The 17,744-nt window shown below is 47.7% G+C and carries 15 protein-coding genes; 6 read left to right on the top strand and 9 right to left on the bottom strand.

From position 1 onward, the window contains the following. Nucleotides 1-34: 34 nt before the first annotated feature. The 3 genes from ABIC22_RS17010 to ABIC22_RS17020 form a co-directional block, all read right to left on the bottom strand. Entirely contained in the window at nucleotides 35-1,618 is a 1,584-nt protein-coding gene (locus tag ABIC22_RS17010; protein ID WP_354482491.1) for a choice-of-anchor I domain-containing protein, read from the bottom strand. Between the two features lie 210 nt (nucleotides 1,619-1,828). Continuing rightward, on the bottom strand, nucleotides 1,829-2,347 hold the full coding sequence (locus ABIC22_RS17015; protein ID WP_354482493.1) for an SDR family NAD(P)-dependent oxidoreductase: 519 nt from the start codon (nucleotides 2,345-2,347) through the stop codon (nucleotides 1,829-1,831). After that, on the bottom strand, nucleotides 2,235-2,615 hold the full coding sequence (locus ABIC22_RS17020) for an SDR family NAD(P)-dependent oxidoreductase (protein ID WP_354482496.1): 381 nt from the start codon (nucleotides 2,613-2,615) through the stop codon (nucleotides 2,235-2,237). Before ABIC22_RS17020 ends, ABIC22_RS17015 begins: the two co-directional genes overlap by 113 nt. Before the next feature lie 149 nt (nucleotides 2,616-2,764). On the opposite strand from ABIC22_RS17020, the gene ABIC22_RS17025 reads away from it, so the two are divergent. Further along, the gene (locus tag ABIC22_RS17025) at nucleotides 2,765-3,658 is read left to right on the top strand and encodes a LysR family transcriptional regulator (protein WP_354482499.1); all 894 of its coding nucleotides are present in this window, start codon (nucleotides 2,765-2,767) and stop codon (nucleotides 3,656-3,658) included. 212 nt (nucleotides 3,659-3,870) lie between these two features. Beyond that, entirely contained in the window at nucleotides 3,871-4,314 is a 444-nt protein-coding gene (locus ABIC22_RS17030) for an Hsp20/alpha crystallin family protein (RefSeq protein WP_354482502.1), read from the top strand. Nucleotides 4,315-4,443: 129 nt separating this feature from the next. Here ABIC22_RS17030 and ABIC22_RS17035 read toward each other — a convergent pair whose 3' ends face one another. Further along, nucleotides 4,444-4,998, bottom strand: coding sequence for a DUF1697 domain-containing protein (locus tag ABIC22_RS17035; RefSeq protein ID WP_354482505.1), 555 nt, complete (start codon nucleotides 4,996-4,998; stop codon nucleotides 4,444-4,446). 108 nt (nucleotides 4,999-5,106) lie between these two features. Further along, a complete protein-coding gene (locus ABIC22_RS17040; protein WP_354482507.1) occupies nucleotides 5,107-5,757 on the bottom strand; it encodes a hypothetical protein in 651 nt (216 codons plus the stop codon). 475 nt (nucleotides 5,758-6,232) lie between these two features. Between ABIC22_RS17040 and ABIC22_RS17045 the strand changes: the two genes are divergently transcribed. Next, a complete protein-coding gene (locus ABIC22_RS17045) occupies nucleotides 6,233-7,873 on the top strand; it encodes a DUF1593 domain-containing protein (RefSeq protein WP_354482509.1) in 1,641 nt (546 codons plus the stop codon). A gap of 103 nt (nucleotides 7,874-7,976) precedes the next feature. On the opposite strand, the gene ABIC22_RS17050 is transcribed toward ABIC22_RS17045, so the two are convergent. Beyond that, a complete protein-coding gene (locus ABIC22_RS17050; protein ID WP_354482512.1) occupies nucleotides 7,977-8,243 on the bottom strand; it encodes a hypothetical protein in 267 nt (88 codons plus the stop codon). Nucleotides 8,244-8,544: 301 nt separating this feature from the next. Between ABIC22_RS17050 and ABIC22_RS17055 the strand changes: the two genes are divergently transcribed. After that, complete coding sequence (locus ABIC22_RS17055) at nucleotides 8,545-9,351, top strand: alpha/beta fold hydrolase (protein ID WP_127538819.1); 807 nt, start codon at nucleotides 8,545-8,547, stop codon at nucleotides 9,349-9,351. A gap of 24 nt (nucleotides 9,352-9,375) precedes the next feature. Beyond that, nucleotides 9,376-10,359, top strand: a complete 984-nt coding sequence (locus tag ABIC22_RS17060) for a sensor domain-containing diguanylate cyclase (RefSeq protein ID WP_354482515.1) — start codon at nucleotides 9,376-9,378, stop codon at nucleotides 10,357-10,359. Between the two features lie 110 nt (nucleotides 10,360-10,469). Here the strand turns inward: ABIC22_RS17060 and ABIC22_RS17065 are convergent, their stop codons facing one another. Further along, nucleotides 10,470-11,957 carry a right-handed parallel beta-helix repeat-containing protein gene (locus ABIC22_RS17065; protein ID WP_354482518.1) on the bottom strand — a complete coding sequence of 496 codons (1,488 nt, stop codon included), beginning with the start codon at nucleotides 11,955-11,957 and terminating at the stop codon, nucleotides 10,470-10,472. A 396-nt stretch (nucleotides 11,958-12,353) separates the two neighbouring features. Here ABIC22_RS17065 and ABIC22_RS17070 point away from each other — a divergent pair, with 396 nt between their 5' ends. Beyond that, nucleotides 12,354-13,010, top strand: a complete 657-nt coding sequence (locus tag ABIC22_RS17070; RefSeq protein ID WP_354482521.1) for a DUF2625 family protein — start codon at nucleotides 12,354-12,356, stop codon at nucleotides 13,008-13,010. Between the two features lie 136 nt (nucleotides 13,011-13,146). Here ABIC22_RS17070 and ABIC22_RS17075 read toward each other — a convergent pair whose 3' ends face one another. Both ABIC22_RS17075 and ABIC22_RS17080 read right to left on the bottom strand, forming a co-directional pair. Then, the gene (locus ABIC22_RS17075) at nucleotides 13,147-14,493 is read right to left on the bottom strand and encodes an MFS transporter (protein WP_354482524.1); all 1,347 of its coding nucleotides are present in this window, start codon (nucleotides 14,491-14,493) and stop codon (nucleotides 13,147-13,149) included. 243 nt (nucleotides 14,494-14,736) lie between these two features. Continuing rightward, nucleotides 14,737-17,388: a cation-translocating P-type ATPase gene (locus ABIC22_RS17080; protein WP_354482527.1), complete on the bottom strand. Its 2,652-nt coding sequence runs from the start codon at nucleotides 17,386-17,388 to the stop codon at nucleotides 14,737-14,739. Nucleotides 17,389-17,744: the final 356 nt, after the last annotated feature.

A 17,744-nucleotide genomic window follows, 5' to 3' on the forward strand; every position in this document is an offset into this window, starting at 1 on the left:
CAGCTGCTGGAACAGCCGCCTGCTGCATACTGGACTATTTTTTCTCGAAGAAGCTAAGTGTCCCCGTACTCTCATCCGCACTTACAAATATGCTGCGGCCGTTAACCCGGTGGATTCCTTCCGGTGACTCACCAGCTGTCGGAATCAGGCCGAGGTAGGCCGGGGTTACCGGGTCGGCCAGATCGAAGAACAGAATGGCATCGGCCCGTTCAGAGGCTACGGCAGCATAGGTTGTGCCGTCTACAGTGGATACCGTCAGATTCTCGACCTCACTGCCTTTGTTGGGACTGCGATCATCCGGGTATAAACCAACCCCCGCGGTTGCTTCATCGATCAGGTTTTGGCTGTCATATACCCGCTTGCCCTGCAAATCCCAGACGGCGATATTGCGTCCGCCTGCTTTAACACCATCGTCAAACTCGTCTTTGCCCAAGTCGCCTTCATTGGCAGTCAGCACGTATTTGCCATCTGCAGAGAACGCAATACCGTCTGGCTCATAGCGGGCTGTCAGGCTCTCGGTGAACTGAACGACACCGTCATCGTTCAGATCGGCTTGATGTGAGGTGGTACCGAGCGAGAAGATCGAGCTGATCTGTTTCGTTTGCAGGTCGATGATGGCAATGACATTGTTCTCCTGCAATGTGACAGCTGCGGTTTTGCTGTCCGGGCTGATGGCAACATACTCTGGCTGCGGGTCATGCGGATAGCTTGCACCGCTCACATCTTCCAGAGACACAGGCAGGTTGGTTACCTCTCCTTCAAGGACGTTTCCGCCGTCAAACGATACAATCATGATGCTGCCTGGGCGTTTGGCATTAGGGTAATCGATCTCGTCCGCAGCTTTGTTCAGTTCCTCATCTTCAATCGCAATCACGGCGTGCAATCCATCCGGGGACAATGCGATGGAGTCTGGCCCGACCCCAAGCTCATATGTCTTCAGGGTTTTGTAGGTTGCAAGATCAACAACCGCCAGTAGCCCCTTGTTCGCCTCGGTATCTGTATCGCCGGTACGAATAACGGCGAGGCCATATTTGCCGTCCTTGGATACGGTTACGCTAGTTACCTCTGCTTTGGCAGAGAGATCATGGAAGCTGACGGTTTTCAGAACGTTCACGTTGTTCAGATCAGCAATATCCAGCACGGAAATGCTGCCATTGTCTGCTTCAGTTACGAGGAGGCGCTTGCCGTCCGGAGTGGAGGCAGCAATTTCGGCTTTGCCGCTTGGCATCTGGAAGGCCGCTGTCTGTTCAAATCCGGTTTTATTTTGGCGCAGGATCACCTGATCCGTAATCCGTTTCAACGTTTGTGGGGAAACGTATGTCGTTCCTTTCGTAACATAACTTTTGCTGTCCAGCTGCGTTTGTACCCCGTTAATGGTAGCTGTAGCTGTTCCGACCGGAAGCTGCACTCGGACTTCACCCAACTGGATGTCGGCACTGCGACTGCTGCTGTCCCAAGTGACGGTTCCCTGCATATTTTGAATGGCTGTTCGTAGTACGACATGATTAGTAGATTCGGATGCGCTTGCCGCATGAACCATCGATGTGTAGCTGGCTGCTCCTGCGCCGAGTATAGCTGTCATGGACAAAACGGCGAGCCATTGATTTCTCTTTTTCACAGTTCCAGATCCCCTTTACCGATTCATGGTTGATAGTATGTACAATTGTTTTAGTATAGGGGCGAATTGTTAAGCCGAGGTTAGCGAACTAAAGCAGTTTTGTAAAAATATCGAGTAATGACATCCAAGTGAAAAAAGCCTACTGGCAGAGCAGAGCTCAGTCCAATAGGCTTTACTTGGTATATGGAAACCATGTGGAAATGTACAGACTTAGAACCAGCGGCTCAGGTCTGGATATCCGGTCGTTGCCCAAGCTCCATCCACGATGAGGCTGGAACCGGACACATATCCCGCATCTTCGCTCGCAAGGAACAGGGCAGGTCCCGTCATTTCTTCCGGCTGAGCAGCACGTTTCATCGGAATCCGCTCCATGTAGGCTTCTTTGATATCTGCGTTGGAGAGCAGTTCCGCAGTTAATGGTGTATCGATGAGACCCGGTAGAATGGCATTAACACGAATGCCGTTACGCGCCATTTCGAGCGCTCCATTCTTGGTAAGCATTTCGACACCAGCTTTGGCAGAGGCATAGGCCGATCCGGCATACATAGGCACGTGGGAGTTGAGGGAAGCCACGTTTACGATGGCTCCGCCACCATGTTTAGCCATCTCAAGGGCTTCATGCTTCATGCTCAGGAAGACACCTTTCATGCACAGATCCACGGTGAAGTCCCAATCTTTCTCCGATAGTTCCGTAATGACGCTCGCCTGCACGGGAGGCACCTGCCACATTAAAGGCCAGATCGAGTTTGCCGAATTGTTTGACAGCGGCACTCACCATTTCTTCAATATCGTTTTCAACGGTTACATTGGCTTTAACGCCGAAGAACCGTTCCCCGAGTTCACCCTGGATAGCGTCCAGACGTTCTGTATTCAGATCGGCAGCAAGGACGGAAGCTCCTTCTTGGACAAGGCGTTTTGCAATGGCATATCCGATACCGGATGCCGCACCTGTAACAACCGCAACTTTACCTGCAAATCGATTCTCAAATGGATTCATATGTAGCACTCCTCTGTCGGTTAAAATAAAAAAATGATTTCGCTTACATTCATCTTCAATCCAAGTATACTTAATTATATGATTCATGTATATTTAACAAAAATGCACTTAACATAAAATAAATTAATTTAAGGATTGGGAGTTAAACGATGAATCTGGAACAAATGGTGTATGTACTTGAAGTTGAAAAGACCAAATCCATTACCGTTGCTGCTGCAACATTATCGGTCACGCAGTCCACGATCAGTCAGGCGATCACACGTCTGGAGCATGAGCTGGGCATGCCATTGTTCAGCCGGTCCCGTAACGGTGCGTATGTATTGGAACAGGCCAAGCCTATTTTGGACAAAATGAAATCGGTTGTCGATACGGTCCAAAACATCAAGGAGGATGCCCAGTATATAGGGGAATCGATCCATGGAGAACTCCGATTGTCAGCCATACCTGGAGGAATTCCGGGCATCATACCTACCATTGCGAGTATGAAGAAACGATATCCGGATCTGAAATTCGAGCTGTCCGAAAGTGCTGCTCGCAACATTATCAGAGATGTGCGGAACAAGCAGGTCGATCTCGGTCTAATCGCTTTATATACAGATGATATGGAGCAGCATCTGGAAGGATTACGCTTTGTTCCCATTGATGAAGGGGTGATGCGTGCCTGTGTGAATCATACCAATCGCTTGGCTGGCAAGAAGTCGATCACCATGCATGAATTGAAAAACGAGACACTGGTGTTATTTAATGACGAATTGGTGGATTTGTTTGTAGGGGAGCTTTCACAGACGGTAGGAGAGGTGAATGTATTGTTCCGAACGAACAATTCCGAAGTGGTCAATGCCGCCCTTGCCCAGCTGGATGCGGTGACGATCGGTCATGAATATTCATTCACACATGACAGAAGTGTCCTGCATCATGACTTCTCCATCCTGGAAATTGAAGGTGTACAGCGTGCGATTTCCATTGGATGGGTTATGCGTGAGAGCAAATCATCCAATCTCATCGTCAAGCGGTTTCTGGATCGTTTTCAGTATGAAGGATAGCGTTTTATTCATTCTCTGAATGAGCCCGAAAAAGCAGGAAGGTCAAAAAAGGTCAAATAAAAAGAAACAAGGATCTATTTTCGAGCAGTGAATCATATTGAAGAAAAATCATTTTTTTTCGGCTCTTACGTATTTTGAGCATCATCCACAAGAGGATTATAATAATCCATGTAAGCAACAACAAACCAATCACATATAAGGAGATGATGTTCATGTTTGATCTGATCCCGTTTCGTAAACGAAATGAAGACCTGTTCGGACACATGCTGAAATCCTTCAATGATATGGTTGACAGCCCGTGGCTTTCTCCCTTTGGAACCGGCAGCCAGCCATTCCGGACGGATATCCTTGAGGAAGATGGGAAATATTTGATTGAAGCTGATCTGCCTGGTATCGCCAAGCAGGATATCGATATTCAGGTACAGGGCAATGAACTGGTGATCCGTGCGAAACGTAATGAGTTTCATGAACAGAAGGATGATTCGAATCGAATTATTCGGCAGGAGCGCAGGTCCGGTGAATTCCTCCGGCGTTTCTATGTGGAACATATCGATGAGGAGAACATTAAGGCCCGATTGGAAGATGGCGTGCTGAAGCTTGAAATTCCGAAACGTTCAGGAGACGATCATACGCACAGACGTATTCAAATCGATTAATGATTTTACATGCAGCTACTTGTATTCATCAAAGGTATCCCTCAAGGCAAACAGCATGGAGAGACATCCGTCAAAATATTCCTCCATGCCATCCCTTGGGGGATTTTTTTCATGCCGAAGTTCTTATGATCACTCTGCCGCAGCCAGCATGAGCTTATAAATTTGGCGGGTCGTGTTGACGTTTCTGACCGTCATATATTTATAGACAGATGAGCCGACAAGCTTGTTCATCCCGCTGCGTCCGGCATCTTCTCTGCTTACTGAGTACAAGATGGCTCCGGTAACGTATATCAATGTGCCCACTTCCGGTTTGAGGGGCAGCTTGTCCAACACCGAGACGTCATTGACTTCATCCCACAGAAACATCACGTCACTCTTGGCCTGCTCGTCATTGGTCCATTCCTCCGGCAGCGCCTGAAGCACAGTCTGCATTTCTTCCATATTGCGCACCACGACACGGATCTCTAATCCGAACTCAGCAGTAATGGCTTGCTCCAATATCTTGGATATCTCGGCGTTAGCGTGAATACGTTCCTGATCATCGGCGAAGATAATGTTGCCCGTATTAATGTAAGTTACGACATTTTGCATGCCTGCTTGTTCAAAAGTTTCTTTCAGCTGCTTCATATTGATCTTATTGTTCCCGCCTACATTAATCCCCCGCAGCAAAGCAACATAAATCATGATCTTCCCCCTTGTTCACCAGAGATAAATTCTGTATGCAAATTCCAGCACACATTATCAATTCGTTAGCGAAGCCACTTCAATCTTGCTTGTTCTCATTCCGATGGTTTAACGAAGCGATAAATATTCAACTAAATGTGCGGTGTGCTCTGCGCCGAGCAGATCAACCAATAAAGGTTCTATATGCTCCAAATATTCAGGTTTGGTTTCATAGGTCTCTTCATCCTTCACTTCTCCGCCGTAAGCGCGTGCCGCTTCAATCAGGATGGCGAGTGCAGTGAACAGGTCGGACAATGAACCCGCAATACGCCGGGGCTCTTCGCCTTCAAAGGCAGCATACACAGGTGAGTTGGCTTCGCTTGTATCCACAATCAATGGATCATCATTGAAGTTGGCAATAACGACATGATTTGCTTTCCAGGAGGGCGACTCCACATATGGCTCATTCATGCCGATCCAGCGATAACCCTGCTGCTGGCGGTGCAGGTGCTCAGGGGCAACGAAGGATAACAGGGCCGCATCGCCGATTTCCACGGCCGCATTTTTCATTTTGAGTGTCCCTTCAGCTTTTGCATCTCTCATCTCATAATGGGTGTACAGATACACAAGCTCAGGTGAGAGAGGTATACGCTTGTCCACTTCGGGCAGGTTAGGTTGTTCACGAGGGCGCAGATCATGTTGCTTGAAAAGTCCGTAAGCTTCATTGTATAAATCCTGCTGTTCAATAAACTGTTGTAAGGCAGCATCCAATTTTTGCATGGTTTTATTTCCTCCTGATGTTGTGATTGTCATGTTAATCTATGTATAGGATCCAGTTACCATAGAAATTATACTATATCAAAATGGGAAAAGCTTACAACCTGTTATGGTGGGAGTCGAGTTGGAAATCTCGTGACTAGGACTGGACCAGAGGCTAAGCATTTCAATGGGGAAGACAGCTTGGGTGCAACGGAGCAGAAGGATATTAAAGCGGCCTGCTTAAGGCCTAATTTGGTATGAATTCAAGAAAAAGATGATTGAATACGTTTACATCAATTAATCAACATGCTATACTTTTTTTCAAATAAGGATTGTTACTGTTTCGGCAGGCAAAACCTGAACATCAATATGCGTGGATTCTGTCCATGGCGTATTCATGTTTGGGTTTTTTTGCATTCTACGGTCCATATTAAGGAATAGGAAAGCGCGCGCTGGTCATTCCCACACATCATGCTGAACAAGAAAGGGGAACATCATGAACAAGAGAAAATGGCTGAATGTATTCGCTGCAGGGTTTATCAGTAGTATTCTGGTGATTAGTGGATGCGCATCCAAAACACCTCAAGCAGCAACTGATACGCCGAACCAGGCAGAAGAGCAGGAAAACAGCAATAATCAGGATACGGACACGACAGACAATGAAACGGCAAAAGGAAGGACCGTTATTACGACAGATGGTGAAGTCGATGATATGAACTCGGTCATCCGCTTTTTGCTATATTCCAATGAAATGGATTTGGCCGGCATTGTGCTGACCAGTTCGGTGTATCATTATGCAGGCGATAAGGACTCGGGAATTGAACCATTCCGCTGGACAGGCACACAGTGGGTATACGACATGATCGATGCTTATGGCGAGATTTATCCGAACTTGTCCAAACACGCGGACGGTTATCCGGAACCCGAGCAGCTTCGTGCCATGACGAAAATCGGGAATATCTCCGACAAAGGCGAGATGGAGAAGGAAACGGAAGGCTCCGAATTTCTTCAGACCCTTTTCCTTGACGATGACCCCCGTGATCTGATTGTTCAAACCTGGGGTGGCACCAATACAACGGCAAGAGCGCTCAAATCCATTGAAGAACAGTACAAAGACACGGCAGACTGGGAAACCATCCGCAAAAAGGTCAGTGATAAACTGGTACTGTACATCATTCTCGACCAGGACGACAGTTATAACGAATATATTGCGAAGAACTGGCCGGATATCCGCATTCTGAATGACCAGTCGAACTTCTGGCATTTCGCCTATGCGTGGAAGATGCATGCCGAAGAAGTAAACAGCAAGCTGCATGGTGATTGGATGATCAAAAACATTCTGGATGGACATGGCAAGCTGTTGGATATGTATGCTTCCATGGGCGATGGTAAAATGATTGAAGGCGAGCTGGACGAAGAACAGCGCGGAAGTGACGCGTATCTTCAAAATAATCCACAATATGATAAATACGACTTTATCTCCGAGGGGGACTCCCCTTCGTTCTTCTATCTGATCGATAACGGACTTCGCAGTTTGGAAGACCCTTCCTACGGCGGTTGGGGTGGACGGTTCGGTGTTGTGAATGACAAGCTGTTTAGAAACAATGTGCTTGATTATGATCCGTATACCAAACGATATGAGGCCGAGTATTCCCTGATGAGATGGTTTGACGATATTCAGGACGATTTTGCGGCCCGTGCAGATTGGGCTGTTGCAGATACCTTTGAAGGGGCCAATCATAACCCGACGCTGACCATTAAGGAAGGGCTCGATCTGTCCGTCAGTCCAGGTGAACGTGTGAGTCTGAATGCTGAAGCGAAAGACCCGGATGGCGATCAACTAACGTATAAATGGTGGAGATATTTTGAAGCAGACACGTATGAGGATGCCAAAGTAAAGCAGAACCAAGTGGAGAAGGAAGTCGCAGGAGACCTGCTGCTGGGGCTGCATCGTGAGCTTGCGAAGGATGAACAGGTAGATACGATCAAACTGGAAGGCAGTGACACGAGCACGGTAACATTCACTGTACCGGAGGATGCCAAATCCGGGGACACGATTCATATCGTGGCCGAGGTACAGGATGATGGCGAGCATCAGCTGAAGCATTATCAACGTGTAATTCTGACTGTAAAATAACGAAGACGCAACTCGCGTCAAAAGAACATCACAAAGAGGAGCGGTCTCCACGGGATAAACATGGAGATGTGCTCCTCTTTGCTTGCAGGATAAACCAAATTCTCTAGCGGCGTATGCCTGTCCAGAACACATTCCAGGCAATGGCGAGTGCGTGTTCATAAGATTGTCTGGTCTCATATACGAGCTGTACATCCAGACCATCCAATAGGGTGACATAAGCCACCGTAGCTTCCTCAGGGTTCAAACGGATGTCCTCATGTTTGGCAAACACGGCGGCGAGCTCGGCTTTGAGCGTGCCAAGATATGTTCGATATTGTGCGAGGACAAAATCATGCACCTCAAGCGGAGTGATAAAGGACAGAATGTACATAAAAGCCACATTCGGATGTGTCAGGAATCTGTTTTTATGGTCAAGCAAAAAGTTGTACAATTGCTGCTCTAAGGGCAGTTTATTCGCCTCCAGGAAGAACTCTATGACGAATTGTTGTTCCTCCTGAACAACTTCCGACCTGACGAAAGTCAGGTTGTAAAGAGTTTTATCTTTTGCGGAAATGTGAATCTATTTCATGTTTCCATTGAGAAAATTAATATTTTTAATTCATATTCCAACTTTTTCCGATATAATAACCACATATGAAGTGAATGGAAAATACCTCAGAGAGGTGATTGTAATGACGGTTGACGTCCTTGTACGCAACAATGTAAAAGTACTTGGTTCAGGCAGCAGAACGATTGTCTTTGCTCATGGGTTTGGATGTGATCAGGACATGTGGCGCTATATCGTTCCGGGTTTTAGTGAGAATTATCAAATTGTTTTGTTCGATTATGTAGGCTCAGGGCAATCTCAGATCAATTATTACGATGCGCATAAATACAGTGATTTGCGAGGATATGCTACGGATGTTTTGGAGATTATGGAAGCGCTCAAATTGAGAGATACGATATTCGTTGGTCATTCTGTCAGCAGCATGATTGGCATGCTGGCATCAATTCAAGCTCCCCAATATTTTAATAGCATCGTGATGCTGGGGCCTTCTCCGCGATATGTGAATGACCTGCCGAATTATTATGGGGGCTTCGATCGCCGTGACATTGATGAACTGCTCGAGATGATGCAGTTGAATTTCATAGGCTGGGCAAGTTATTTGGCACCGATCGTGATGCAGAATGCGGAACGGAAGGAGCTCACGGAAGAGCTGGAGAAGAGCTTTTGCTCCAGAGATCCGCATATTGCAAGGCAATTTGCCGAGGTGACGTTTTTGTCCGACTGCCGTGAGGAATTGGAACAGGCATCTGTACCTACGTTGATTCTTCAATGCTCCGATGATAGCATTGCCCCGGTTGAAGTAGGCGATTATCTGCATGCTCATCTGAAGAACAGCATGCTGCAGCAGATGACCGCCAAAGGACATTACCCTCACTTAAGTCAACCGGAAGAAACCATTCGATTGATTAAGAATTATCTGACGAGCGCATAAAACCCAGAAGAAAGGCTGTTATTGATGGATGCACAATTAGATCTTGCTCCCTGCGGGTACTTCTCGATTTCTGACTCGGGGGTCATACAATCAGTCAATCAAACCCTGCTGACGATGCTGGGTTATGAACGCAGCGAGCTAATGGGAAGACATATTGAGTCCACCATGTCGGTCACCAACAAGCTTTTTTTCCACACCTATTTCTATCCGTACATTCAGCTGTATGGCCGCGTGGACGAGATGTATTTTACGTTTCGCACCAGTGATCAGCAGGATGTTCCGGTTCTGCTTAATGGGATTCGCCAGACTCGTGACGGGGAAAGCGTCGTGGACTGTGTGGTTGTGGTCATGCGTAAACGGATTGAACATGAGAAGGATATTTTGAACACGAAGACAAAGCTGCAGGAGCTCTATCAAGCTACGCATGAAGCAAACAAGGAGCTTGAACGGCTGCACGAGGAATATGAAGTGAAGCAGCAGGCATTAATTAAAGTGAATGACCAGTTGGAGACGATGGCTTCTACCGATCTGCTCACCGGACTTAAAAACCGCAGATTCTTCCAGCTGAAAATGCTTGAAAGTTTGGAACGCTACCATGCCACCCAGCGCGAGTTCTCGCTGCTGGTCGTAGATATTGATCATTTCAAAAGCATTAACGATACTTACGGACATCCGGTGGGGGATCTCGTACTTGGCAATCTGGCAGGTCTGCTGCAGTCGGTATCCAGAAGTTCGGACGTTGTGGCTCGTTATGGCGGGGAAGAATTTGTGATTATTCTCACGGATTGTACGGCCGAGCAAGCAGTGATTACAGCCGAACGGTACCGTACTCAGGTGGCTTCTGCGGATTGGGGAGTCTATAATATCACCATCAGTATCGGTGTAGCGACGGTTGCTGAGGAAGATACGGATCAGTCCTTGTTCCAAAAAGCGGATATGGCGCTGTATGCCTCCAAAACCGGAGGGCGCAATCGGGTGACCCATGCAGCTGGTTTAATCCAAAGCTAACTCCTTATAACTAATGATGTAGTAAAAGCAGAAAAAAACCGGACAGGATAGGGACACCCCTTTATCCGATCCGGTATTTGATTTTTCTATTCTTCTCTTAGTCTCTGCTGTTACCTGGGTGCAAGGTAACCATAACCTTCTGCCGGTGATCCGGGCTGGAGATTGAAGTCTTCGCTGGTTTCGTTCATGAATGCCGGGTTTACATAGCGTGAGTGTGCGTCATTGCCGGAGTCCTTCGTGTAGGCTGGAAAACCGGAATACCCTTCATTTTTCCAAACCCACAGGGCATCTTCCTCTGCAATCGGGGTGTAGTAGACATTTTCATCAAGCAAGTTTCCTGAATTGCTGCTGTATTCATTGTAGATGAGCACTCCGGAGCTGCCTGACACGACAATGTTGCGTTTAAACGTGTTGTTCTTCGTCATGGCTTGCACGAACAGCTGCCCATTGCCTGCGCCCAAGGTGTCATTTTGAAACAGGGTATTGTACATCACCGTGCTGTTTTCGGTAGACCCGCGTTCCTCGTCATATCCTCCCATGGCAATGCCCGTCAGCCTGTTGTGATAAACCAGGTTATCCTGCACGGTAATATGGCTTGTGGAACGCCCGGCATGTTCGGATGCGATTTCGATGCCGATATCGTTGCGATACAACCGGTTCTGTTCAATGCTATGATCTGTACCCCCATCGACATAGATGCCCCCGGCCGAATGGCTGTCATTGGGAAGGTTGGTGCCATAGGAAGGATTGAAATTAGACGTAATATCGTATACCTCGTTACCTCTTACAACTCCATTTCGGGCTCGATCATACTTGTCATCTGCAGAAATCCCTTCATACCCAATCAGATCGATGCCGATGTTATCCGTATCATGGATGGTGTTGTCCAGTATGGAAAAAGTGTCTACATTTCCGTTAACAGCGAGTGACTCGCTTGAACCCAAGACCAGATCATATAATTCATTATCCTGGATAAGAATATTCCGCAGTGCTGCGGGGTGTTCCGTGCCATAGACAGCAATCCCGTGAGCATCTCTTCCCGTTAAATCGGGTCCTTTCGGCTGAACAACGTTGGCAATCGCGTGTACGGTGTTGCCTCGAATTTGGATGTATTCACCTGCTCCGTGTACATAAATCCCGGTAGGTACCTGGTCAGCATGTGTTGTGGTGAAGTTACGAATCTCAAAATTCTGTATCGTGATGAAGCTGGCATTCTCCACTTCAATTAAGCCTTCAATTCCATTAACAGACAGACCTTTTCCGTCAATAATGGCTTTCTCATTGGGATAGCTGGAAAAGATAGTAGGCTCAGTGGAGGAATGGCCGCTCCGGGTGATTTTGACTTTCTGCTGGTACACGCCCTCTCGCAAATAGACAGTACTCCCTGGCGTGACATGTTCAGAAGCATGCTGCATTGTTTTCCAAGGGGATTGAATAGTACCGCTGTTTGCATCGTCACCTGAAGGTGATATGTAATAGAATTCCTGATGGTCGGATCTGTCAGTCGGAGCAGGTGCTGGATTGGATGTGACCTGATCCTGGCAACCCACTGCCAGCAGCGTCAGAGCCAGAAAACAAATGTTGACTGCACGAAGCAAAGGTTTTCCTCCTTATGAGTTAGCTGTGAAGTTTTGATTATAGCAGATTTGAATGGTGAAATATGCCATGATATGCTGATAGAAAGGTAAAATGTGAGTGTGTAATGGAGGGTTAAGCATGTGGAACGATGTTTTTGAAAAGGAATGGGAGAAGCGGCCTGGAGTCCTTTTTGCTCATTCTGGAAATCTGGGGTACGAGGTTTGCATACATGTGGCCAATTCATTGCCTGAATTGTGCAGGGGAACCAATGAGATTGGATGATGAGTCCGACTTTACGCGGTAGGGTAGAACTGGACAACGAGAATGGTGAAGTGTTAGAGGGCTTTGGTCACGGAAAATGAATAAAAGAATGCTAGGTATGAATGATGAATTGATACCTTGGAAGGAGTAAAGATATGCAAACATTATCTGCAGATGAACTATTGGATCGGGACAATCACGCGTGGGAGGAACTCAAGGAACTACTGGATAACGGGCAAAATACATATGAGTATGTTTCCGCACGACCGGAGGATGGAGCAGATACGCTCTATCGTCTTCAGGTGAGCACCAAATCCTATTTGGGAGCTGTTGCTTACGAGACGGAAGGAATTGTGATTGATCACGGGTGGATCACGCTGCTGGGTGCAGGCGGCGAGAGCGTATTTGGAAGTCTGACCAGCTGGAATGGTGTGAGCGACAAGCCCTGCGTACAGGCACTGGAGGGCATGATGGTGGTTGCCTATGATGTGGCAGGCGGATTTTTTGCGCTGGATACCGGCAAATTCGGTCGCACTGGAGAGATATACTATTTTGCGCCGGATACACTGGAATGGGAATCGACGGAGCTTGCTTATTCAGGTTTTTTGAACTGGCTGGCAGATGGCGATTTGCAGCAGTTCTACCAGACCTTCCGTTGGGAAGGATGGCAAAATGATCTTGGTCAGCTTCAGAGGGGACAAGTATTTGCCTATTACCCGCCTCTGTGGACGCAAGAAGGAAGCGGAGAGGGCAGCAGCAAAGCCCCTGTATCAGTGGAGGAAGCCTGGAAGGCAGCGCAGGATGGAAATTAATACGGAACTTGAACCCAGAGTTTGAATGTATGGCGAATAAATTCGTACTGAAAGCGTACTGAAGCACACAAATAACCCGCATGCTGTGCGGGCTGTTTGTGTGTTCTTTTTGTATTTATCATTCTAAAGCATTCCATTAGTTGGCCGTACTACTCTGACTCTGTACAACTCCAGATTGAGAGGCTCTGTGATGCCACACAACGATAACAAGCGAGGCAAGACAGACGAAGAGCAGACATCCATAAACAACGTGATAGGCTTTCTCTACCGAAACGCCCGGGATGCTGTGTAACATCAGTCCGCAGACCGCCACAGACATCGAACCACCGAAGAATTGAATCAGCTGAAGCATGCCCATACCTGCTCCGATCTGGGCTTTGGGCAGAATGCGGGACGTTTCGTTATTCAGTGAAGCCATGGAGGCGGAGAGTGCAGGTGAGAAAAAGAGATAGCCTGCGGTAATGATCAGGGCGGACTGATTCAGTCCGAGCATAAACAAGGCAAGTACAGCTGCAAGCAGTACATGTCCAATCATCAGAAAGCGCATGTTGCCGTAACGGTCGATCCATCGTCCTACGAAACGGGTGCAAAAGGCCGCGACAATGGCTCCCGGAGCAATGAGCAAACCAATCGTGAGCGATGAACGTCCGAACAGGTCGGCAAGGACAAGCGGCATCAGAAACAGATTACCCAGATTAACCACTAAGATGCAGAAGCCAATGAGAATTAAACGTGTATATCCTGGCGTTCGAAATACATCTGGATTGACAAACGGAAGGCGTGCTTTGCGGATGTACCAAATATGAGCCACAAGAGACAGGACACCGATGGCAAACCAGATCCAGGACTGCTGGGTAATCGCGACCAGAAGCGTGATGGCGTTAATAACCGTTAACACTGCCCCGATCATATCGAAAGGGTTCTCTGGTCTTGGTGTTTCACGCGGCAGGAAATAGAGCAATACAGGTAGTGCAAGCAGGACCAGCACGGTTATTGCAAAAAGACCATTCCATCCCCAGTATTCGCTAATGAGTCCGCCTACAATGGGACCAAGTCCAAAAGCCATGGCACTGCCTGAAGAGATGAGGGCAATGGCGGCTCCGCGACGTTCCAGCGGGATGTAGCGGCTGGCAATGACAAGGCCGAGCCCAGCCATAACCCCTGCACCTGCGGATTGCAAAATGCGCGTCAGCAGCAGGACGGCGAAGCTATGTGCGAATAATCCAAGTAACGAAGACAAGCCCAGAATCAGCAGTCCAATGGTTAGCAGTTTGCGCACCGGTACCCGATCGGATAGCCGGCTGAAAATGACGGTCGATAATGCGTAACCGATAGAGTAGCTTGAGATGACCCATGAGCCCAGGTCAGATGTAATCTGTAAATCGTTAATAATGACGGGTAAGGATACATTAAACATGGTGGTGTTCATCACGACAATGAACAGACAGCATGTCCAGAGAGGCATTACAATTTTATCTTTCACGTTACCATTCCTGTCTATGGATTGAGTCAAGCTATATTGAAAATCAATAAATCATTTTACGCCCAAACTGCATATATGGCAATAATGTCATAAAAATTGAAGGGGTTCGCATCGGTGAAAAATGGGATGAAACAGATCGAAACAAACAAAAAAACGATAGGCAAAGCCATGTGTTGTAGAAGTTGATTCCCAGCAGCAAAAAAGACGCCCGTCTGAGGGCGCCTTGAAGGGTTGGAGTATTTTTTATGCTGGACTAACTGCTCTGCCGCGGTTGCGAATCCATTTGATGACATCCATCAGAATGACAGCGAGGAGGGCAAGGCCGCCTGCAACGAGGAACTCGTTCCAACCAAATGCATCCGGGATGGCGAAGATGCCGCGTACACCCGGAATCAAGGTGATTCCGTAGAGACAGAGACATACCAGAATGGAGCCAAGGACAAATTTATTCGTCGTGAAGCCCACCTGGAAGATGGTCTGTGTGTTGGAACGGGCTGCAAATGTTTGCAGACTCCGTGCCAGAATCAGGGTCGTAAAGGCCATCGCCACGCTCATTTCTTCAGAGATGCCAAGCCCGATATACTGGGACACAATAACAGCTGCACCGATCAATACACCACGTGTAATCACGGCTTGAAGCGTACCGCCGGCAAAGATGCCTTCATTAATATCTCGCGGTTTGCGCCGCATCACATCCGGTTCTGCCTTTTCCGTCCCGAGTGCAATGGCAGGCAGGGAGTCGTTGACCAGGTTGATGAAGAGAAGCTGCAGGGCCGTAAACGGGTTCACCCATCCAACGATAAGTGCGAACAATATGGCGATAATGGCGCCAAGGTTACCCGCAAACAGGTAAGCAATGGCTTTTTTGATATTATCAAATACCATACGCCCTACACTCACTGCGTTCACGATGGATACAAAGTTATCATCCGTCAGAATCATGGCAGCCGCATCCTTGGCAACATCTGTACCGCTGCCCATGGCTACACCAATGTCGGCTTGTTTCAGAGCTGGTGCATCATTGACACCGTCTCCGGTCATGGCTGCAATTTTGCCTTTGCGCTGCCATGCGCGCACAATGCGGATTTTGTTTTCAGGGGATACCCGTGCATAGACCGAAATGTGTTCAAGCTGGCGATCCAGCTCTTCATCCGACATTTTGTCCAGCTCAGCGCCAGTGATGGCGAGATCATCCGGGCCTGCAAGACCAATATCCCGTCCGATTGCCTGGGCTGTCGTTTTGTGGTCGCCTGTGATCATGATTGTGCGGATACCAGCCTTCATGGACTCTTCGATGGAGCCATACACGGCTTCACGTGGTGGATCAATCATGGCTGTCAGACCAACAAGCGTCAGATCATATTCGTCTTCAGGTGTAACCTGCTTTTTGTCATCGAATTTCTTGTAAGCATAAGCCAGTACACGGAAGGCACGTTTGGAGAAAGCTTCGTTTTTCTCCTCGAATTGTGTGCGAATCTCAGCTGTAAGCGGCTGAACCTCTCCGTTCATGAACACATGAGTACACCTGCTGAATAGCACATCCGGACCACCTTTGGTTAATAAGGCCGTCTGTCCTTCGAAGGTATGCACTGTGCTCATCAGTTTCCGATCCGAGTCAAAAGGAAGCTCTGCTTCCCGCGGGAACTGGTCCCGAATTTCGTTATAGTCCTTGTTCACACGGTTACTGAAGGCGATGAGGGCTACCTCTGTGGGATCACCCAGCTCCTTGCCCTCCTGGTTAATATTCGAATCATTGCAGAGTACTGCAATATGTAACAAGCGTCGTTCCTCTTCAGACCACTGATCGGGATCGTCCGGGAATTCCTCTTTGGTGCCATGGGGGATGTAATAATCCACAACCGTCATCTTGTTTTGGGTAAGCGTGCCTGTCTTATCTGTACAGATAATGCTGGCTGAACCGAGCGCTTCCACGGCAGGCAGCCGGCGAATGATCGCATGCTGCTTGGCCATTTTATTCGTTCCCAGCGACAATACAATCGTCACGATGGAAGAGAGAGCTTCAGGAATGGCGGCGACGGCGACAGCAACGGCAAACATCAGTGCATTGATAATTGAAGGACCCAGATTGTCCGTGCCTTCGGTTAACCAGACACGTCCTGCCTCGATGGCGAAAATAAGAATGGACAGTCCCAGAATGAAAAAGCCCAGTTTTTTGCTGAAGGCTTCCAGTTTGCGCTGCAGCGGAGTTTCTTTGGCTTCAGCATTTTCAATCAATTCGGCAATCTTGCCGATCTCTGTTTTTAACGCGGTTCCGGTAATCACCAGAGTGCCCCGGCCGTATACGACCAGCGAACCGCTGAAGGCCATGTTGCGCCGATCACCGATGGGAGCCTCCTCCGGAATGGCATCTGCATGTTTCTCCGCTGCTTCTGATTCTCCAGTCAGCATGCCTTCATTGATTCTCAGACTACCGGATTCCAAAATGCGACCGTCTGCCGGCACATAATCACCCGCATCCAATAAAACGATATCGCCGGGAACGAGTTCCCTGGCTGGAATAGTCTTTTTCTCACCATCACGAATAACTTTGGCTTCAGGAGCAGACATTTGCCTTAAGGCATCGAGGGAACTTTCCGCTTTTTTGGTTTGTACAACACTAATTACTGCATTTAGCAGGATAACCAAGAAGATAATCAGTGATTCAATAAGATGTCCGAGCACAACCTGTACACCTGCCGCAATGAGCAGCACGATGACCATGGGATCTTTGAAATTTTCAAGAAACAGTTTCCAGACAGGTGTTGCATTTTTGCCTTTTAACTCGTTATATCCTTCTGTCTCAAGTCTTTTTGCAGCTTCGGAGGCAGTCAGCCCCTTAGGGGAACTATCCAAGTCTTGAAGTGTCTCCTCAGCACTGTGTCTATAATATTGCAATTGACCAGCTCCTTGATTAAATGGATTTCTTCTGTGTATTACCCTTACGGGCAAAATATAGAATCGTTTCATTTCCAACTTTTTTATGTTCACAGTATTTTTCATAAGTAGCCAAGATATGCCTCTTGTTCAATTTATTTATTTGCAGTGATGTACGGTTACGTGCACCACTGCATTAATATCACATGCAACAGCGAAAAGGACAGGTCAAATTAAGCGGTAGCCGGGGAGGTAACTCTCCGGTTTTTCTGATCTCGCGAATCTGTGCCTGAGTTAAGCACTGATTGGATGATAGTCTTGGAGGGGAAACAATAGGTTCGTAATTTGCTAATTTTGACTATAAGTTGTTGAATGAT

The organism is Paenibacillus sp. PvP094, assembly GCF_040546835.1.
GTDB classification, from domain to species: domain Bacteria; phylum Bacillota; class Bacilli; order Paenibacillales; family Paenibacillaceae; genus Paenibacillus; species Paenibacillus illinoisensis.